17 protein-coding genes are annotated in these 18,474 nt (G+C 71.0%); 4 read left to right on the forward strand and 13 right to left on the reverse strand.

All coding sequences use genetic code 11. The annotated features are described in order from the left end of the window. Positions 1 to 56 precede the first annotated feature (56 nt). The 12 genes from moeZ to OHB49_RS15925 all read right to left on the reverse strand — a co-directional run bounded on the left by moeZ (position 57) and on the right by OHB49_RS15925 (position 15,295). Entirely contained in the window at positions 57 to 1,235 is a 1,179-nt protein-coding gene (gene moeZ, locus OHB49_RS15870) for an adenylyltransferase/sulfurtransferase MoeZ (RefSeq protein WP_329160997.1), read from the reverse strand. Positions 1,236 to 1,319: 84 nt separating this feature from the next. Further along, complete coding sequence (locus OHB49_RS15875; RefSeq protein ID WP_329160999.1) at positions 1,320 to 2,174, reverse strand: spherulation-specific family 4 protein; 855 nt, start codon at positions 2,172 to 2,174, stop codon at positions 1,320 to 1,322. Next, positions 2,162 to 3,127: an NAD-dependent epimerase/dehydratase family protein gene (locus OHB49_RS15880; RefSeq protein WP_030969662.1), complete on the reverse strand. Its 966-nt coding sequence runs from the start codon at positions 3,125 to 3,127 to the stop codon at positions 2,162 to 2,164. The genes OHB49_RS15875 and OHB49_RS15880 overlap by 13 nt, the downstream gene beginning before the upstream one ends. Positions 3,128 to 3,273: 146 nt before the next feature. Beyond that, positions 3,274 to 4,314, reverse strand: coding sequence for a hypothetical protein (locus OHB49_RS15885; protein WP_443079660.1), 1,041 nt, complete (start codon positions 4,312 to 4,314; stop codon positions 3,274 to 3,276). A 745-nt stretch (positions 4,315 to 5,059) separates the two neighbouring features. After that, a complete protein-coding gene (locus tag OHB49_RS15890) occupies positions 5,060 to 6,841 on the reverse strand; it encodes a glycosyltransferase (protein WP_329166497.1) in 1,782 nt (593 codons plus the stop codon). A 190-nt stretch (positions 6,842 to 7,031) separates the two neighbouring features. Then, a complete protein-coding gene (locus tag OHB49_RS15895) occupies positions 7,032 to 8,726 on the reverse strand; it encodes an ABC transporter ATP-binding protein (RefSeq protein ID WP_329161003.1) in 1,695 nt (564 codons plus the stop codon). Next, on the reverse strand, positions 8,723 to 9,712 hold the full coding sequence (locus OHB49_RS15900) for an ABC transporter permease (RefSeq protein WP_030969654.1): 990 nt from the start codon (positions 9,710 to 9,712) through the stop codon (positions 8,723 to 8,725). The genes OHB49_RS15895 and OHB49_RS15900 overlap by 4 nt, the downstream gene beginning before the upstream one ends. Further along, positions 9,709 to 10,692 (reverse strand): ABC transporter permease, encoded by a 984-nt coding sequence (locus OHB49_RS15905; RefSeq protein WP_329161004.1) that lies wholly within the window; start codon positions 10,690 to 10,692, stop codon positions 9,709 to 9,711. The genes OHB49_RS15900 and OHB49_RS15905 overlap by 4 nt, the downstream gene beginning before the upstream one ends. Positions 10,693 to 10,694: 2 nt before the next feature. Beyond that, complete coding sequence (locus tag OHB49_RS15910) at positions 10,695 to 12,419, reverse strand: ABC transporter substrate-binding protein (RefSeq protein WP_329161006.1); 1,725 nt, start codon at positions 12,417 to 12,419, stop codon at positions 10,695 to 10,697. Between the two features lie 229 nt (positions 12,420 to 12,648). Next, positions 12,649 to 12,744 carry an Ms4533A family Cys-rich leader peptide gene (locus OHB49_RS15915; protein ID WP_313939076.1) on the reverse strand — a complete coding sequence of 32 codons (96 nt, stop codon included), beginning with the start codon at positions 12,742 to 12,744 and terminating at the stop codon, positions 12,649 to 12,651. Positions 12,745 to 12,911: 167 nt separating this feature from the next. Then, complete coding sequence (locus OHB49_RS15920) at positions 12,912 to 14,321, reverse strand: DUF3152 domain-containing protein (RefSeq protein ID WP_329161009.1); 1,410 nt, start codon at positions 14,319 to 14,321, stop codon at positions 12,912 to 12,914. Between the two features lie 8 nt (positions 14,322 to 14,329). Next, positions 14,330 to 15,295 (reverse strand): alpha/beta fold hydrolase, encoded by a 966-nt coding sequence (locus OHB49_RS15925; protein ID WP_329161011.1) that lies wholly within the window; start codon positions 15,293 to 15,295, stop codon positions 14,330 to 14,332. Positions 15,296 to 15,405: 110 nt separating this feature from the next. On the opposite strand from OHB49_RS15925, the gene OHB49_RS15930 reads away from it, so the two are divergent. From OHB49_RS15930 to OHB49_RS15945, 4 genes are all read left to right on the forward strand, one after another. Beyond that, on the forward strand, positions 15,406 to 15,621 hold the full coding sequence (locus OHB49_RS15930) for a hypothetical protein (RefSeq protein WP_329161013.1): 216 nt from the start codon (positions 15,406 to 15,408) through the stop codon (positions 15,619 to 15,621). A gap of 168 nt (positions 15,622 to 15,789) precedes the next feature. Beyond that, positions 15,790 to 16,431, forward strand: coding sequence for a TetR/AcrR family transcriptional regulator (locus tag OHB49_RS15935; RefSeq protein ID WP_030969642.1), 642 nt, complete (start codon positions 15,790 to 15,792; stop codon positions 16,429 to 16,431). A 124-nt stretch (positions 16,432 to 16,555) separates the two neighbouring features. Continuing rightward, positions 16,556 to 16,783, forward strand: a complete 228-nt coding sequence (locus OHB49_RS15940; RefSeq protein WP_030915442.1) for a DUF3107 domain-containing protein — start codon at positions 16,556 to 16,558, stop codon at positions 16,781 to 16,783. A gap of 228 nt (positions 16,784 to 17,011) precedes the next feature. Next, positions 17,012 to 17,281 carry a hypothetical protein gene (locus OHB49_RS15945; RefSeq protein ID WP_030969634.1) on the forward strand — a complete coding sequence of 90 codons (270 nt, stop codon included), beginning with the start codon at positions 17,012 to 17,014 and terminating at the stop codon, positions 17,279 to 17,281. 60 nt (positions 17,282 to 17,341) lie between these two features. Here the strand turns inward: OHB49_RS15945 and OHB49_RS15950 are convergent, their stop codons facing one another. After that, entirely contained in the window at positions 17,342 to 18,076 is a 735-nt protein-coding gene (locus OHB49_RS15950; RefSeq protein WP_030915437.1) for a ferritin-like fold-containing protein, read from the reverse strand. Between the last annotated feature and the right edge of the window lie 398 nt (positions 18,077 to 18,474).

The following is an 18,474-nucleotide window of genomic DNA, read 5'->3' on the forward strand; positions in this document are numbered from 1 at the left end:
TGCGGACCGGCCCCTTCGAAGCGTTCAGCCCCCGTACGGAGGCTCGGTACAACGGCTCAGTACACCGGCTTCTCGGGCTCGATCTGGTTGACCCACCCGATCACGCCGCCGCCGACATGCACCGCGTCGGCGAAGCCCGCCGCCTTGAGGACCGCGAGGACCTCGGCGCTGCGGACACCGGTCTTGCAGTGCAGGACGATGCGCTTGTCCTGCGGGAGGTCCTGCAGCGCGTTGCCCATCAGGAACTCGTTCTTCGGAATCAGCTTCGCGCCGGGGATCGAGACGATCTCGTACTCGTTCGGCTCGCGGACGTCGATGATCTCGATCTTCTCGTCGGCGTCGATCCACTCCTTGAGCTGCTTCGGAGTGATCGTGGAGCCGAGCGCCGCCTCCTGGGCCTCCTCGGACACGACGCCGCAGAAGGCCTCGTAGTCGATGAGCTCGGTGACGGTCGGGTTCTCGCCGCAGACCGCGCAGTCGGGGTCCTTGCGGACCTTGACCTGGCGGTACTGCATCTCCAGGGCATCGTAGATCATCAGTCGACCGACCAGCGGGTCACCGATGCCGGCGAGCAGCTTGATCGCCTCGTTGACCTGGATGGAACCGATGGATGCGCAGAGCACACCCAGCACGCCGCCCTCGGCACAGGACGGGACCATGCCGGGCGGCGGCGGCTCCGGGTAGAGGCAGCGGTAGCAGGGGCCGTGCTCGGACCAGAAGACGGACGCCTGGCCGTCGAAGCGGTAGATCGAACCCCACACGTACGGCTTGTTCAGCAGCACCGCGGCGTCGTTGACGAGATAGCGGGTGGCGAAGTTGTCCGTGCCGTCCACGATCAGGTCGTACTGGGCGAAGATCTCCATCACGTTCTCGGCTTCGAGCCGCTCTTCGTGAAGGACAACATTCACATACGGGTTGATGCCCAGGACCGAGTCCTTGGCGGACTGGGCCTTGGAGCGGCCGATGTCGGCCTGGCTGTGGATGATCTGGCGCTGCAGGTTCGACTCGTCGACCTCGTCGAACTCCACGATGCCGAGCGTGCCGACACCGGCCGCGGCCAGGTACATCAGGGCCGGCGAACCGAGACCGCCGGCGCCGACACAGAGCACCTTCGCGTTCTTCAGCCGCTTCTGTCCTTCCATCCCGACATCCGGGATGATCAGGTGGCGGGAGTACCTGCGGACCTCGTCGACGGTGAGCTCAGCAGCTGGCTCGACCAGGGGTGGCAGCGACACAGGAACCTCAACAATGCAGGTGGTCGGTTTCTACGTACTTCATCTACGTACGGTTGTTCACCCGTAACACTGCCACGCCCCTCCTCATTCCGAGATACCAGGTCCGATCCGCGAGACGATTTCGTCCCAGTACCCGGGCAGCGCCGCGAATGGGTCGGTTTGTCCACCATGATCGGTGCGGATCGTACGGTCGGTGAAGAAGATCGTCCCGGCCCCCTGCCAGCGGGCGATCCGCATGGCCTCGTCGAGGTGGGTGCGCGGGACGCCGTGCACGAAGTGCGCGAAGCGTTCCGGCGGGTAGTCCGCCGTCCACTCCGCCACCTGCGACCAGCGGTAGTCGGTCCACGGCCCGGAGAAGGTGACCAGCTGGTCGGCCGTCTCGGCGTAGCCGGGATACGGGTGGGTCCCGTGCCCCAGCACCAGCAACCCGCTCCCGGCCTCTTCGTCCCCGCTGTCCTTGCGGTCCTCGCCCTCCTCCAGGAGCGCGGCGAGTGTGCTGGTGAGGCGGCGCACCGCCGGAAGGTCGGCGCGCTCGGCCGGACACCGGTCGAGGTAAAAGCCGTCGACGCGGTACCAGTCGAGGAAGGACTGCGCGTCGGCGACGAGCTCGCCGAACGGCCGGTTGCCGAAGGTCAGATCGAGATGGCCCAGCAGCAGTCCGTCGCCCGCCCGGACGGCGTCCTGCGCGGCCCCGTCGTGCACGGCCCGTTCGCGGGCGTTGCGGAGCCGGCCCGCGGCCTCCAGACAGTGCGGGTCGGGCCGGGCGCCGGGGCCGTTGTCGATGTTGAGGACCGCCCAGTGCAGCGGGGTGCCGGAGCGGGTCAGCTCGGCCCACTCGGTGGGCGCGAGCAACGGGTGCGCGTACCCCGGGACGCCGAAGCCGAGCTGCTCGACACCACTGGTCCGGCGGGCGGTTCCGGCACTGGTCAGATGCGGCATGCCGCCTCCATCCAGATGTCGGCGAGGGACTCCTCCAGATTGATCCGGGGGCGCCAGCCGAGCCGGTCGCGGGCGGTGCGGACGTCGGCCTGCTGCCAGGCCCCGCAGCCGTCCGGGTACGGGGACGGGGTCGCCGAGAGGTGTTCGATGACGGACTCGGCGGGGGTGCGCGGGGCGCCGATGGGGAGCCGGGCGGGAGGTGTGTCGAGCTCGTGCAGGGCACCCGGGTAACCCGCGACCTTGGCGAGCACGGCGGCCGCGTCGCGCAGCCGCACGGCCCGGCCGGTACCGATGTTGACGACGCCCTGCGCGGCGGAGAGCGACGCGGCGTGCACGGCGCGGGCGACATCCCGTACGTCGACGAAGTCGCGCTGCACGCCGAGGCCACTGAGTTTCAGCTCGCCGTCGCCTGACTGCATGGCCCGGCGCATCGCCTCGGCGAGCCGGCCCAGCGGTGAGCCGGCCGGGGTGCCGGGGCCGACCGGCGAGAAGACCCGCAGCACGACCGCGTCGAGGCCTGAGCCGAGGACGAGTTCGGTGGCGGCGAGCTTGGACACGCCGTACGGGCCGCCGGGACGCGGCACGGCATCCTCAGCGGTCGACGATCCGGGCTGCGAGGGCCCGTACTCCGAGGAGCAGCCGACCTGGACGAGACGGGCGCTGCAGGCGCTGCGGCGCATCGCCTCGCAGACGGTGGCGACGGCGACGGTGTTGTGCCGGGTCAGATCGCGGGCGCCGCCGCGGGTGGCGCCCGCGCAGTTGACGACGACCCCGGGGTGGACGGCGTCCAGGAAGCGGGTGAGTGCTCCCGGGCTGCCACCGGCCAGGTCGAACCGTACGTCGGCGTCGTCGCCGCGGCCGAGCGCGGTCAGGTGCACGGCGGGGTCGGCGAGCAGCCGGTCGGCCACGAACCGGCCGAGGAATCCATTGGCTCCGAGCAGCAGAACCCTCATCGTGCGCCCCCTTCGTGCCGACGGCGGGCTGCCGGTGCGGGGGATTGGGGGGTCATGTCCGGTGTCTCCTTGGGGAGGTTGCGAGCGTTACGGGGACAGGCACCCGCGGCGTCGGCTCCGCGGGGTTGGTGCGGGGTCGTGCGGGGTTACGCGCGGGTGTGGGCGGAGGCCCTGGAGAGAGCGACGGTGGCGTGGATCAGCAGCCCGAGCGCGGCTGCGCCGCAGGCGATGGCGGGTACGGCTCCGGTGCCGGCCTCCGCCACGACGGTGTAGACGGGCTGGGCGACGAAGTGCAGGCCGGGCAGCCGTCCGGCCAGGACCAGGGCGGGTGCGACCGCTTCGACGGCGCAGGCTGCGGCGAGTCCGGTGGTGGCGGCTTCGGGGAAGCCATGGACGGTCAGCAGCCGGGCCAGCAGGAGCAGGACGCCGAGGACGGCGGCCGCGACCGGGGCGCCGCCACCTCCGTATCCGAGGGCGGCGAGGTGGAGCAGCCCGGTGAGGACGCACAGGAAGAGCGCGACGGCCCCGAAGAGCAGGGGGCGCACACCTGCTGCGAACTCCTCCAGCGCACGGCTGCCGGCGAGTTTGCGCTGTGCGTGTACGGAGAAGAGGTGCGCGCACCAGGCGGCCGGGGCGACGGCGAGCGCGAGCCCCAGGAGAGGTGCGGGGGTGATCGCCCAGGGCCCTTCGGGACCGCCGCTGAGGACCTGGTCGAGCAGGGCGTCTCCGTACAGGACGTACCCGAGAAGCCAGTACCCGTAGACCGCGGCGGCAGCCGAGGAGCGCCCTTCGCCGGCGTGCAGGGGGCCGCTCCGCAGGCACAGGCCGAGGCCGAGGAGCGCGACCAGCGCCCCGACAAGGGCCACGGTGAGCCGCCCCCCGCCGCCGAGTACCCCGTCGGTGAGTTTCAGGACGACGGCGGTCGCGGTGCAGGCGGCGCCGGGGAGCAGCGCGCGGAGCGTCCAGGCGGCGCGCGTCTCGATGTCACGCATCGGGGCGGGCGCCGTCGCGCGACCTGGCTCGCCCGCGACGGCGGGCACCCGCGCGTAGAGCTCCTCGGCGAGCGAGAAGACGTCGCGGTGCCGGTAGCGGGCGGCGGTGCGGTCGGTGACCCCGTGGGCTTCGAGCCCGGCCGCGATCTCCAGGGGATCGACGGCGCGTTCGCAGAGCTCGCGGTGCCGGTGCATGAGCGTCTTCACGGGGTCGATGGGTCCACGGCGGGCCGCACTGGGCTTGCGCGCGGACACGGCGGTGGTGTGTGCGACCTCGGGGGCGCGGGCGATGGGGGCGGCGTCGGCCGCGGCCTCGGCTCCGGCCTCGGCCGCCTCCGGCTCGGGCTCCGGTTCTTCGGCGGGGAGGCGGTCCGGGGGGGCGGTCGCCTTCGGCGGGCGGACGGGGTCGGTGGGCGCGGGTGGGTACGGGGCCGGGGGCTGATCCAGGGCCGCGGCCCCATGCGGATCTGCGGCCGGATCCGACTCCGTGGTCGGAGAGTGCTCCGCTTCCGGACTACCGGCCGCGTCCGGCGCCTGCGACGGGGCCGGGTCCACCTCCGGGGCGTGCGAGCCTTCGCCCCGGTCGGAGTTTCCGTCCCGCCTCAGGAAATGCCCCATGACCGACGCCGGCCACCCCCTTCCGGAGAGGCCGGGCACCATCGACGTGCGCCCCTTCCCGGTGAGGCCCGGCACCACCGGCGCCCGCCCCGGTCCGGATGCGGGCAGGCCCCAGGCCGGTGCGGAGATCTCCGCGACCCGTGTCTCGGAGACCAGAGCCTCCGAGCGGGAGTCCCAGCTCGCGTCGGGCATCGGTGTGCCCGAGGCACCAGGTGCCTCGGTCGGGCGGCCGCCCATGGGGGTTCCTCCGTGTTCTTCGCCGAGTCCGCGGGGCCGGCCCGCGGCTGTACCCGGCCGGCCCGCCCTCGTGTCCGTCTCCTGCTCACACATCGCCGTCCCCCGTTCGCCGCGCGCCCGCGCACACGCCCTCGGCGGCCCAGCTCGGGGTGTGCCCGGCCGTGAGCGGGACGGGGGCCGCCCAGCTGCCCAGCACATGGGCCTCCGGTGGTGTCGCGAACGGGCGCGGGGCGCCGTCCGCGTTCAGCGCATGCGTGTGTCTGCGCACCGGGGAGTGCGAGATCAGCTCCAGGTAAATGCCGCGAAATGCCGCGAGGTTCTGTTCGACGGTGAAGAGTTCGAGCGCACGGGCGCGGGCCGCCGCGCCGAGGCGTGCGCGGCGCTCGGGGTCGCGCAGCAGCGTGATGCACGCGTCGGCGAGCGCCCGGGGGTTGCGCGGGGGCACCACCAGCCCCGTACCGCCGATCACTTCGACGACGGCGCCGACGTCCGTCGACACCGTGGCACGTCCGCAGAACATCGCCTCGACCAGGCTGATCGGGAAGCCTTCGACGACGCTGGAGAGGACCACGATCCCGCCCGCCGCATACGCCTCCGCCAGGTCCGGCAGTTCGGCGTCGCCGATGTCCTCGAAGGAGACCGGGTTGTCACCGATGGCGTGCGCGTCGGCGGCCTCGTCGGGGAAGAGCTGGGCGGCGAGCGCCCGGCACTGGGCGAGGTATGTGGCGCCTTCCGCGCACGGCGCCGGTGCGCCGATGATGCGCAGCCGCGCGTCCGGTTCGGTCTTCCGTACCTCGGCGAATGCGTGCAGCAGCGCGACCAGGTCCTTGGAGGGTTCGATCCTGCCGACCCAGACCAGCGTGTCGGGTCCGCCGTCGTCGCCGCTCTCCCCGAGCGCGGCGAACCGGGCCGCCTCCATGCCGGGGTAGACGGTGCGCACCTTGGCCCGGTCGGCGCCGCACCGCTCCTGCCAGCGGCGGGCGTGCGTATTGCCCGGGGTGATGAGCGCGGCCTGCCGGTACACCTCGGTGGCGAGCCGTCCGAGGAAGTTGGCGAGCAGGGCGCGTACCGGCGCACTCAGCGGCGTGCCGGTCGCGGCGAGGTAGTGGGCGCGCAGCTGCACACCGTGCTCGGTGACCAGCAGCGGCACCCCGAAGAAGCGTTTGGCCAACAGTCCCGGCAGAGCTGCGGCTCCGCCGGACGTGGCGTGGCAGAGGTCGACCGCGCCGAGGCTCTCCTCGTCGTACCAGTCGAGGGAGAGCGGACGCAGGACGCGGTCCAGCTCCGCGGCGAAGGCGAGTAGGTCGGGGACGGTCGCGGTCTGGACGGTGCGGCCGGTGCCGGGGGCGCGACAGGCGGCTTCGAGTACGCGGACGGCGGTTTCGGAGCGGAGCGCCGCGGGTAGTCCGCCGTGTTCGCGGGCCAGTTCGGCGAGTCCGTACAGCCCGTCCGTGAACTGCGCGTCGGCGGTGTCGGAGACACCCGTCCGACGTACGCCGTCCGCTCCGTCGCGCGTCACGTCCGCCGTACAGATGGATGTGGCGAGCGCCGTGAAGTGCGTCGTGAAGCGGCGCCGTTCGCGACGTCCGTACGACCGCCCGCCTCCGCCGGTCAGCAGCCGGGCGAGCAGCCGCTTGGGGGCGTGGCCGCCCAGGATGTCCTCGTCGGCCATCCACAGCGGCGCCGTCCGCACCCGGCTGACCTGGGGCGGGAGCTGTACCCAGCCCTGCGCCTCCTGCTCGGCGGAGCGGCTGAGCGCGTAGAGATCGAACTCGTGCGTCAGTCCGCGCACCAGACGGTCGCACCAGAGTCTGGACTCACCGGTCGCGTACGGATAACCACCGTCGGTGAGGAGTCCGATCCGCACGAGCACACCCCCGATCTCCCTTGTGGGCGGCCGCCGTTGAAATGGCGACTCGCAGCGGGACGACCGTAAGCGGATACGCCGGTGGCGCGACGGACGGTTGTCCATCGCGCCACCGAAAGGGGTGAACCGTCGTAACTTTCCCGCCCCGGTAGCGTTCCGTCGCGCTATGAGGGTGATCGGTTACGCAGGGTCAGGCTGCGGCCAGCTCCTTGCGGGCCGTGCGGCGCACTGCCGCGAGCGCCGGATCGAGGGCGGGCACGGCGGCCAGCAGCTGCTTGGTGTACGGATCCTGGGGCGCCCCGTACACCTCGTCGACACTGCCCTGTTCGACGATCCGGCCCTGCCGCATCACCGCGACCCGGTCGCTGACCTGCCGCACGACCGCGAGGTCATGGGCGATGAAGACCAGTCCGATGCCGAGTTCGCGCTGGAGCTCGGCGAGGAGTGCGGTGACCTGTGCCTGGGTGGTGACGTCGAGCGCGGAGACCGGTTCGTCGCAGACGATCAGCTTGGGGTCGGCGGCGAGCGCGCGGGCGATGCCGACGCGCTGACGCTGTCCGCCGCTGAACTCGTGCGGGTAGCGGTCGTACCGGTCGGGGTCGAGGCCGACGCGTTCCAGCAGTTCCTGGACGCGCGCCCGGATCCGGGTGTCGTCGAGTGCGCCTGCCGCGCGCAGCGGATCGGCGACGGATTCACCGATCGAGCGGCGCGGGTTGAGTGAGGCGACGGGGTCCTGGAAGACCATCTGGAGCTCACGCCGGTACGGGCGCAGCGCCTTGTCCGACAGCGATCCGATATCCGTACCCCGGTACTGGAGCCGGCCCGCGGTCGGGTCGAGGAGGCGGACGAGCATCCGGCCGAGCGTCGTCTTGCCGCTGCCGCTCTCGCCGACGATGCCGAGTGTCTCGCCGGGGTGGACGGTGAGCGATACGCCGTCCACGGCGGTGATCCGGCTGCCGCCCCGTCCGAATTCGCGTCGCAGATCGATGGCTTCGAGCAGCGGCTCGCCCGCCTGCGCAACACGGGGCACGGCGGCGTCGAGCCCCGGCCCGCCCCCGTCCGCGACACGAGCCGCCGGAACCGGCACCGGCTCCGGGCGCTTCGCGTCCACCCTCGGTACGGCGGCCAGCAGTTCGCGCGTGTACGGCTGCCGGGGCGCGCCGAGCACCTCGGCGACCGGCCCGCGCTCCACCTCTCGGCCCGACTGCATGACCAGCACCTCGTCGACGCTCTCCGCCGCGACGCCCACATCGTGGGTGACCAGCAGGAGCCCCATGCCGGTCTCCCGGCGCAGCGTGTGCAGCAGGTCCAGGATCTGGGCCTGGACGGTGACGTCCAGCGCGGTCGTCGGCTCGTCGGCGATCAGCAGCTGCGGCTCACAGGCCAGCGCCATCGCGATCAGCGCACGCTGCCGCATCCCACCGGAGAACTCGTGCGGCCGGGACCGTGACCGCCGCACCGCGTCGGGGATCCCGACCCGGTCGAGCACGTCGACGGCCCGCGCCCGCGCCGCCCGCCCGGAGGCGCGCGTGTGGACCCGGTACACCTCGGCGATCTGGTCACCGACCGCGTAGTACGGGTCCAGCGAGGACAGCGGGTCCTGGAAGACCATCGCGGCCTTCGCCCCGCGCAGCGCCCGCAGCTCCGCGTCGTCCGCCGCCTGTACGTCCACGCCGGCGACCCGTATCGAGCCGCCGACCGTGGCGCCTGTCCCCCGGTGGAGCCCGAGCAGGGCGTACGCCGACGCGCTCTTGCCTGAGCCGGACTCGCCGACGACGCCGAGCGCGGCACCCTCCTCCAGCGTGAAGGACAGGCCGTCCACGGCCCGTACGCCGTCCGCGCCGTCGAAGGAGATGGTCAGATCGGAGACCTCGACCAGACTCATGCCAGCACCACCCGACGGTCGGCCATCGCCTGCAGGATGTCCGCGACGGCATTGGCAAGGACGACGAAGAAGCCGGTGACGAGCACCAGGCCGACGACGACCGGCAGGTCGACGTTCTTCACGGCGTCGACGAGTTCGCGTCCGACGCCGGGGATGTTGAAGAGCGACTCGGTGAGGACAGCGCCACCGAACATCGAGCCGATGTCGAGCGCGCCGAGCGCGATCACGGGGCCGAGCGCGCCGCGCAGCGCGTGCCGCCCGACGAGCTTCCGCTCGCTCACCCCGTACGCCCGGAAGGTGCGCACATGGTCCTCGGCGAGGGTCTCCAGCATCGACGCCCGGGTCATCCGGGCGTACGGAGCGGCGGAGACCAGGGCCAGTGAGACCCAGGGCAACAGCAGGTTCCAGGCCCACTGTTCCGGGTTCTCGGTGAGCGGTACGTAGTCGGGGAAAGGCAGCAGCTGCAGCGCCGAGCAGAAGACGATGATCAGCAGCAGGCCGACGACGAAGACGGGCGTGGCCATGCCGGCCAGGGTCAGTCCGGTGAGGAGCCGCTCGGTCGCGCGGCCGCGCCGCCAGACCGAGAGCAGCCCGGTGCCGACACCGAGCACGATCCACAGCACGAACGCGCCGATGGCGAGTGAGGCGGTGGCCGGGAGCTTGGTGAGGATCATCTGGGTGACCTGCTCGTCGTTCTGGTAGGAGCGTCCGAGGCAGGGTGCCTGGCAGTGCAGGATTCCGGTGCCGGTCGAGTAGTCGCGGCCGGCGAAGATCCCCTGGAGGAAGTGCGCGTACTGCAGGTACAGCGGGTCGCCGAGCCGCAGTTGGTCGCTGACCTGTGCCACCTGGGCGGGCGAGCAGCGCGGACCGCAGGCGATCTGCGCGACGTTGCCCGGGGCGACGTAGAAGGCGGCGTAGACGACGACGCTGAGGGCGAGGAGCACGAAGAGCGCCCCGCCGATGCGCCGCAGCAGGAACCGGCTCATGCTCCGGCCTCCTTCTTGCGTCCGGTGCCGATCCGCAGCCGGGAGGCGACGCGCGGGTCGAGTGCGTTGCGCACGCCTTCACCGAGGACGGTCAGCGCCAGCACGGTGATGAAGATCAGCAGGGCGGGGATCAGTAGATAGGTGGGCGCCGCCTGGTACCACGTGTCGGCGTCGCTGAGCATCTGTCCCCAGGACGGCGTGGGCGGTTTGATGCCGACGCCGAGGAAGGACAGCGCCGCTTCGACGACGATGTTGCCGGGGAAGAGCAGCACGGCGTAGGTGATGACGGGTGCGGCGAGCGCGGGCAGCAGCTCGCGCCGGGCGATCCGCCGGCCGCTCCAGCCGCTGAGCCGGGCGGCCGCCACATGGTCGAGCGACTTCAGCGCGAGGGTCTGGGCGCGCACGATCTTGGAGATGCCGGACCAGCCGACCAGGCCGACGATCGCGGCGATCAGCACCGGACGTGGGAAGCCGGCGGGGACGACGGCGAGCGCGCCGAGCGCGATCACCATGACGGGCAGGGCGACGACGACGTCGGTGACGCGGCTGAGCGCCTGGTCGACGAGGCGGTTGCCGAGTCCGGCGGCGAGCCCGACGGCCACGCCGATGATCACCTGGAGCAGGGTCGCGGCCAGCGCGACGCCGAGCGAGACCCGGGCCCCGTACACGACGCGGGCGAAGAGATCGCGGCCGGTGAGCGGTTCGACGCCGAGCCAGTGGTCGGCGCTGATCCCGCCGAACGAGCCCAGCGGTACGCCGCCGGTCGCGGAGTCGACGAGGTTCGCGTGGTACGTGGTGGGGTCCTGGCCCTCGATGCCCGCCAGCAGCGGGGCGGCGAGCGCGACCAGGACCAGCAGGGCGACGATCACGGCCGCCACGGCGGCGGAGCGCCGTGCGCGCAGCCGCCGCCAGAACGAGGAGGCCCCGGAGGCGGGGGCCTGCACGGCCCCCGCCTCCTTGACCAGCAGAGCTTCGGCCATGGTTACTTGACCGCGACCTGCGAGATGTCGAGTACACCGGTCCAGTCGCTGATGACGACGTTCTTGATGGACTCGCCGTACAGGCGCTTGTAGACGGGGTGGAACAGCGGCACGGTCACCGCCTGCTCACCGATCTTCTTGTCGAGTGCGCCCCAGCGCTTCGCGGCCGCGCTCAGGTCGGTCAGCTTGTTGATCTCGTCGATCTCCTTGTTGACGGAGGCGTCGTCGAGCTGGGAGGCGTTGAAGTTGTAGCCGTTCTTGACGATCTGGCGTCCGTCGAAGATCGGTGCGAGGAACGGACCGCCGGACGGCCAGTCGGCGCCCCAGCCGGTGAGGAAGAAGCCGGGCTCGCTCTTCACGTTGTAGATCTTGTCCGAGTACGCGTTGGACTCCAGGCCCTGGAGCTTGACCGTGATCCCGGCCTGCTTCAGCGCCTCCTGGATCGCGGTGGCGATCTCCGGGCTGGTGGCGAAGTTCTTTTCGTTGGAGTGCGTGAGGGTGATGGTCAGGCCCTTGGCGTAACCGGCCTCCTTCAGCAGCTCCTTGGCCTTGGCCGCGTCGCCCGTCTTACCGGCGGGGAAGGCGTCGTACGCGTTGAAGCCGAAGGACGCCTGCTCCGGCAGGAAGGTGGTGGCGGGCTCGGCGAGCGAGGAGCCACCGGCCGCGTTGACGACCGAGGTGCGGTCGACGGCGTACGAGATCGCCTGGCGCACCTTCGGGTTGTCGAACGGCTTCACCTTCGGGTTGAAGGCGATGTAGTTCGTGTAGCCGAAGTGGCCGGTGCCGACCCGGGCGGCGAGCTTCTTGTCGCCGGTGACCTTGGCGAGCTCGGCCGGGCCGAGGTTGGTGTCGGTGGTGACTGCGGCGGCGTCGGCGCCGCGGGAGGCGGAGAGCCGCTGGTTGATGACGGCCGAGTCGAGCCCGGAGCGCACGTCGATCCGGTCCGGGTACGCCTTGCGCTCCTCGTCGGTCGCGGCCGACCAGAACTTGTTGCGCTCCAGGACGAGGCGCTCACCGTCGCCCTCGTTCTTGACGACCTTGTACGGACCCGAGGAGATGGGGTGGTTCTCGTACTTCGTGCCGGTGTCCTTGGCCTTCGGCACGGGGGTCGTCTGGGTCTGCGTCGCCAGGTAGGGGAACTCGCCCTCCGGCTTGTTGAGGTGGAAGACGATCGTCTTCGCGTCGGGCGTCTCGATCGAGGCGAGGCCCTTCTTGTCCTTGTACGGACCCCGGTAGTCGGCGCCGCCGATCAGCCAGTCGCGCAGGTAGGGCGCACCCCCGGAGAGCTCGGCGGCGAAGGAGCGCTCGATGCCGTACTTGATGTCGGCGCTCGTGATCGCGGTGCCGTCCTCGTACTTCAGGCCGTCCTTGAGCGTGTACGTCCAGACGGTGGCGTTCTTGCTGGGCGTGCCCAGGTCGGTCGCCAGGTCGGGGACGACCTTCGCGCCGGCCGCACCGGCCTCCCGGTTGCGGGTGGTCAGCGTACGGAAGACCAGGGACGGGACGTTGCCGCCGCCGGAGGTGTAGAGCCGCGCGGGGTCGAAGTCCTCCTGCGCGGCTCTGTTGAGGACGGTGAGCGTGCCGCCCTTGGCGGGCTTGCCCGCTGCGCCGGAGCTGCCGTCGCTGCCCTTGCTGTCCTGGGGCCCGCACGCGGCGGCGCCCGAACCCACGACGAGAACCACGACGGCCGCGGCCACGCGGCGCGATATGACGGACGGTTGACGCATCGGAAGATGACCTCTCGGAGTGCTGCTTGCGGTGAAAACCGGATGGTGGGTCCGTGCAGGCTGCAGCGAGGGTGTGGTGGAACGACCGGCCGGAAAGCGAAAAGGGGACCGGAGCACCGAAACTGCCGCGCCTGCGGACGTGAGAACGCCGGGGCGCGGAAATCGGGAAGGGCCGTTCGGACCGAGACCAGGGCTCGGAGAAAGGGGCCGACGCGCGCTCAGGCAGGTGTCAGCAACAGTGAATGTCGGCGACGCTGTGCCCGGTCACGCCGATGAGCGCCAGCACAATGGCGGCGCATTCGGAGGTGACAAGGCTGCGTGACATGCCGAGAAATATGCGGGACCGCATCGGCGATGTCAACGCCGGACAAGACGCCGGTCTCAGATACTGGACAGCATTTCGGACGGCCGCCCTCCCGGCCCGGGCGCAGGCCTCAGCAGGAGTCGATCAAGGGGTGGCCGGGCAGAACCGGACCGACGCCCCGATCCGGCTCAACCGGCCGGGTGGACCCAGGGGTTGGGGCGGCACTTGATCCCATCGATGTCCAGGGACTTGGTCTGCTGCTGCATCACCGGGGCCAGTGCGCCCGGCGTGCGGCACGTCACATGGTCGTGCCCCAGCCGGTGGCCGACCTCATGGTTGATCAGCATCTGGCGGTAGGCGAAGAGCTTCTCGGGGCCGAACGTCGACGACCCCTGCGCCCAGCGGTAGGCGTTGATCATCACGCGCTCGGTCGCCGCGGAATCGCACGAGACATTGTCCTCGGTCGTATCGAGGCCCGACTTCTTGCACCAGTCGCCGGTGGTCCCCGGGCTGGCCAGCGTGATCACGAAGTCGGGGTCACCCGAAGAGATCCGCTCAAAAGTCATGGCGCCGTCGTGTGCCCAACTCCGGTCGTCATTAAGGGTCTTCTGAACGGCTTCGGCAAAAAGTCCGGCATCGAGACCGAGGCCCTTTTCGACATCGATCCGATAGCGGTACTTATGCCCGCGGCCCGGAGCCTTCGCCCCGCCCGGGACCGCCTCGAAATGCCCGGAGCCCCGGAGGTCCGGGGCGAGCGGATAGCTCTTGGCCATCTTCTGACCGTACGAAAGGGCCTTGACCGCGGCCGGTGCGGGCGTCGGCCGGTCGTCCGAGCGGGAGGAGATGTCGTGGCCACCCTCCCGGTCCATGCCCGTCGGCGCGGCGGCACCGGCCCGCGCCCCACCGCCGTCATGGGCGACCTGCCCCGCGACGACGACCGCGAGCACGGTGGTCACCGCGGCGGCCGCGATGCCGGTGAAGGTACGGCCCTTGGCACCCTTGCCGTCCTTGGGGGCCGGGGCGGTGCCCGGCGCCACATCCCTGTCCCCGCCCGGGGGCCGCTCGTCCCACTCGACGACCGAGCCGAACGGATCGGCCGGCAGGGCGGACGGGGAGCGCGGTGCGGGTGGCGCGAGCGATGCGGGTGGCGCGTCGAAGGCGTCGACGAACTCCCGTCGCGGCCCCGGTATCAGCGGCCGCTCACCGGCCGCCTGCTGCTGGGACGTCGGCTGAGGACGCTGCGGCATCGGCGTCCGCTGACCCATCGACTGCTGCTGAGAGGCCGGCCGAGGTGCCCCCGGCCGTCGCCCCTGGCCACCGGCATCGGTCCGCGCCGGGATCTGCCAGTCGCCGTACCGCTGCCGGGTTCCCGCCCCCCAGCCACCACCCGGTTCACGCAGTTCGGGATGGCCGCCGCGCACCTGCGGGATCCCCTGGAAGGGGGTGTGCCCGTCCGCGCCGGGCGGGGTGTCGGCCGCCCTCCTGCGTCGTCCGTTGCCGGACTCCGGCCGCACCCCCTCACGACCGCCCACCGCCTTCGCGGCGGCATCGCTCTCGGGTCCCTTGGGTGGAGGGCCCTTTCGGCTGTGTCGTCCCACGCCCCGGATCAGCTCCCGCCGCGTTCGTCGAGCAATTCCCGGAACGCCTGGGCGACCGCCTCCGGGTACTCCATCATCGCCACGTGCCCGGCATCGGGCAGTGTCAGCAGCCGCGAATCGCGGAAGGCCGCGGACGCCCTGCGTGCCATCCGGTACGAGACGAGCTGGTCCCGTCCGCCGTACACGAGCTGAGTCGGGGCGAGCACACGCTCGGCCTGGCGCCACAGCCCGTGCTGCCCGCCCAGCGTGTAGGCATCGACGATGCCACGTGCCGAGCGCGTCATCGCGTCCCAGAAGTACGGCAGCTCCAGCCGTCGCTCCATTTCTGCCACCGCATCGCGGAAGCCTTCCTCGGAGACACGTGCCGGATCGCCGTAACAGAGTGCCATGACTCCGCGGGTGCGTTCTTCCGCGGTCCAGTCCTTGCTGAGCCGGGAGAACAGGGATGCGGCACCCGGAACTGCGAGCAGTGCGGTCGGTACGGCAGGCCACTGCACCCGGATCTCGGGCAATGCAGGCGAGACCAGGGTGAGCGTGCGCACCAGATCCGGACGGACGGCCGCGACCCGGGTGGCCACTGCACCACCGAGTGAATTGCCGAAGAGATGAACGGGCCCGTGCTCCTCCGCATCGAGGAGCCGGATCACCGCGCGGGCGTGCCCGGTGACCGAGTAGTTGCCGTCGTCCGGCGGCGGGGAGTCCCCGAAGCCGGGCAGGTCGACCGCCGCGCCGTCCACCACGTCCTGGAGCAACGCCATCAGCACCGACCAGTTCTGCGAGGAGCCGCCGAGCCCGTGCACACAGAGGGCGGGCGGCAGTCCGGACCGCTCCGGCGGGCGGGTGCGGACGTTCAGCGTCAGTCCGGGCAGCGCGACGGAGCGCAGCTTCTCCCCCTCGCCGACCCGGACGGGGCTCACCGTGGGGGCCACCGCGGCGGCAGCGGCGCGGGCTCCCGGCAGCTCGGTCGAAGACATGCGCCAATGTTACGAGACGATCACACCGTGGTTCGTGTGTTCGCCGTCACAGATCGCATAGCGCCAAGAAGGGGGAGCTCCTACGCTCGAAGCTAAGGAAGGGAGTCACCATGATGGTCGACCCCAGTGACCCGGAGACTTTCGAAGACGTTCAGCCGGACGAACCGGACCAGGAGACGCCCGAGGCGGATGCCGTCGAGCAGCACGCCGACCTCCAGCAGAAGAGCGACGATCCGTTGACGGACATCGACCGGGCCACCGCAAATGAGGCAGATGCGGCCGAGCAGCACCGCGTCGTCGCACAGGACGAGGACGACTACCGCTGATACATCCCGTTTTGCCGTGCGGTTCGAAGAATCTGTGGCTACCGCAGCGGTCCGGTCCGTGAAATTCTGCGTCCGCGCCGCGCACACCCGGGTTACTCAAAAGTACGATGGCCGAACGGCGCAGCGCGTACGCAACGGCTGCGTTCGATCACAATTTTGGGAGGCGGCGTGACAGCCATCGAGCAGACAGAGGCGGCGCGCCCGCGGGGCACTCGCCTGCCTCGCCGCGCCCGACGCAACCAGCTGCTGGGCGCCGCGCAGGAGGTCTTCGTCGCGCAGGGCTACCACTCCGCCGCGATGGACGACATCGCGGAGCGGGCCGGTGTCAGCAAGCCGGTGCTCTACCAGCACTTCCCGGGCAAGCTGGAGCTCTATCTGGCACTGCTCGACCAGCACTGCGAGTCGCTGCTGCAGGCCGTCCGTACGGCACTGGCGTCGACGACGGACAACAAGCTGCGTGTCGCCGCGACGATGGACGCCTACTTCGCGTACGTCGAGGACGAGGGCGGCGCCTTCCGACTGGTCTTCGAGTCGGACCTGACGAACGAGCCGGCGGTACGCGAGCGGGTCGACCGGGTCTCGCTGCAGTGCGCGGAGGCGATCTCCGATGTCATCGCGGGTGACACGGGACTGTCCAAGGACGAGTCGATGCTGCTCGCGGTGGGTCTGGGCGGTGTCTCCCAGGTGGTCGCCCGGTACTGGCTGTCCAGTCAGTCGGCGATCCCGCGCGACACGGCGGTGCAGCTCCTCACCTCGCTGGCCTGGCGCGGCATCGCCGGGTTCCCGCTGCACGGCGTCGATCAGCACTGACCGTCCGGCCTTGTTCGCTGCGGGCGTGGCCCGCCGACCCCTGACAGCTCCCCTCACCGGGCTAATGTGTGGTTCGTACGGCGCGGCACACGCGCAGAGGACTGACCGTCGGAGGGACATAGCCGTGGAGGTCAAGATCGGCGTGCAGCACGCACCCCGGGAGATCGTTCTGGAGAGCGGGCTTTCCGCCGAGGAGGTCGAGAGCGCGGTCGCCGAGGCTCTCACCGGCAAGGCGCAGCTGCTCAGCCTCACGGACGACAAGGGCCGCAAGGTCCTGGTGCCGGCCGACCGGGTCGCCTACGTGGAGATCGGCGAGCCGAGCACGCGGCGGGTCGGGTTCGGCGCGCTGTAGGAGCACGCTCGACGCAAGGCAGTGAAGCGGCCCGGCGGGGATCCCCGCCGGGCCGCTTCGTCGTTCCCCGCTGCTCACGGCCACTGACACCTGTGCGACACCTGTGCGAAAAATCTCGCAGGAGGGTTGTATTCCACGGCCCACGGGTAGGACCGCCTACGACCGATTTGCCCCCACAGCTCCACGAGCAGGGGATATCCCCCTCCGCAACCCGCGAGGTGAACGTCTGTGATCTGGGAATCCCTCGGTTCCGTCGTGCTCGGACTCGCCCTCTCCTGGGCGGCGCTCCGTTCGCTGTCGGGTCGGCTTCCGTCCCGCCGTACCGTCTTCGCCACCGGCACTCTGGGTGCCCTGTTCGGCGCGTATCTGACGCATTCGGTGCTGGGGCCGGGCCATGCCCTGGCCACCCTGATCGGCGCGGTGCTGATCGGCGCGGTGACGCTCTCCCTGCTGCTCCGTCCGGACAGCCGCCGCCTGAGCCGATCAGCAGCGGCCTGACCTCGTACGGGACCGGTCGACCGGATCGGCCGACCGGTCCCGGGCCGGCAGCGGCCGAAGTCAGGCAGCCAGTCCGAGCGCGGCCATCCGCTTGGTGTGCGCCTCGGTGATCCGCGAGAACATCCGGCCGACCTCCGCCAGGTCGAATCCGTCGGCCACACCGCCGACCAGCATCGTCGACAGCGCGTCGCGGTCGGCAACCACCCGCTGGGCCTGCGAGAGCGCCTCGCCCATCAGCCGGCGGGCCCACAGCGCGAGCCGGCCGCCGACGCGCGGGTCGGCCTCGATCGCGGCGCGCACCTTCTCGACGGCGAAGTTGCCGTGGCCCGTGTCGTCGAGCACAGCGAGGACGAGCGAGCGGGTGTCCGAGTCGAGGCGGGCGGCTACCTCGCGGTAGAAGTCACTCGCAATCGAGTCGCCGACGTATGCCTTGACCAGGCCCTCGAGCCAGTCCGACGGGGCGGTCTGACGGTGGAAGTCGTCGAGCGCCTTGGCGAAAGGCTCCATCGCGGCGGTCGGCTCCGTGTCGATCGCCGTCAGCCGGTCCGTCAACCGCTCGAAGTGATGGAATTCGGCGGACGCCATCTTTGCGAGCTCCGCCTTGTCGGCCAGCGTCGGCGCGAGTTTGGCGTCCTCGGCGAGCCGCTCGAAGGCCGCCAGCTCTCCGTATGCGAGCGCCCCCAGCAGATCGACGACCGCGGCGCGGTACTGCGGTTCCGCCGATGCCGTGGCCCAGTCCTGGGCGGCGATTCCGGTGGGTGCGGGGGCTTCAGTGGCGTTGTCAGGCGTCTCCATGAACCGCAGAATAGCCCGCCCGACAGGGGGTGGAAGGGCCTGGTCAGCCACCGACATCACACCGTTCCGATGAATTCGCCCAACACACATGCGCGAATCCGGGGTACAGTGATATTGCGCCGACAGAGCATTTTGTATGTGCCGGTGGCGCGAAATGAATGAGGATGCCCGGTCGGTGGCCCGATCGGCTCCGACCCGACAGCCCTCCACGCGGGGCGTACGACACGTACGACCGCAGATGAGGGGCCCCCTCAGCGGCACGAGCGCTCGAGCGACGGCAGTGGTCCCGCGCCACCCGGCCCATCCACGGCCGGATGACCAACCCCGGCACGGTACGACCCCCAGCGTTCGCCTCGGACCGCGTCTCACAGAAGAGGCAGCACCCTGACTACGTTCCG

The organism is Streptomyces sp. NBC_01717, from assembly GCF_036248255.1.
In the GTDB taxonomy this organism is placed as follows: Bacteria; Actinomycetota; Actinomycetes; order Streptomycetales; family Streptomycetaceae; genus Streptomyces.

What these genes read in the sequence shown, in the direction of transcription:
- OHB49_RS15875 (WP_329160999.1), bottom strand. Translation starts at nt 2,174, where the DNA reads ATGCCGCATCTGACCAGTGCCGGAACCGCCCGCCGGACCAGTGGTGTC.
- OHB49_RS15880 (WP_030969662.1), bottom strand. Translation starts at nt 3,127, where the DNA reads ATGAGGGTTCTGCTGCTCGGAGCCAATGGATTCCTCGGCCGGTTCGTG.
- OHB49_RS15885 (WP_443079660.1), bottom strand. Translation starts at nt 4,314, where the DNA reads ATGCACCGGCACCGCGAGCTCTGCGAACGCGCCGTCGATCCCCTGGAG.
- OHB49_RS15895 (WP_329161003.1), bottom strand. Translation starts at nt 8,726, where the DNA reads ATGAGTCTGGTCGAGGTCTCCGATCTGACCATCTCCTTCGACGGCGCG.
- OHB49_RS15900 (WP_030969654.1), bottom strand. Translation starts at nt 9,712, where the DNA reads ATGAGCCGGTTCCTGCTGCGGCGCATCGGCGGGGCGCTCTTCGTGCTC.
- OHB49_RS15905 (WP_329161004.1), bottom strand. Translation starts at nt 10,692, where the DNA reads ATGGCCGAAGCTCTGCTGGTCAAGGAGGCGGGGGCCGTGCAGGCCCCC.
- OHB49_RS15910 (WP_329161006.1), bottom strand. Translation starts at nt 12,419, where the DNA reads ATGCGTCAACCGTCCGTCATATCGCGCCGCGTGGCCGCGGCCGTCGTG.
- OHB49_RS15915 (WP_313939076.1), bottom strand. Translation starts at nt 12,744, where the DNA reads ATGTCACGCAGCCTTGTCACCTCCGAATGCGCCGCCATTGTGCTGGCG.
- OHB49_RS15925 (WP_329161011.1), bottom strand. Translation starts at nt 15,295, where the DNA reads ATGTCTTCGACCGAGCTGCCGGGAGCCCGCGCCGCTGCCGCCGCGGTG.
- OHB49_RS15930 (WP_329161013.1), top strand. Translation starts at nt 15,406, where the DNA reads ATGATGGTCGACCCCAGTGACCCGGAGACTTTCGAAGACGTTCAGCCG.
- OHB49_RS15950 (WP_030915437.1), bottom strand. Translation starts at nt 18,076, where the DNA reads ATGGAGACGCCTGACAACGCCACTGAAGCCCCCGCACCCACCGGAATC.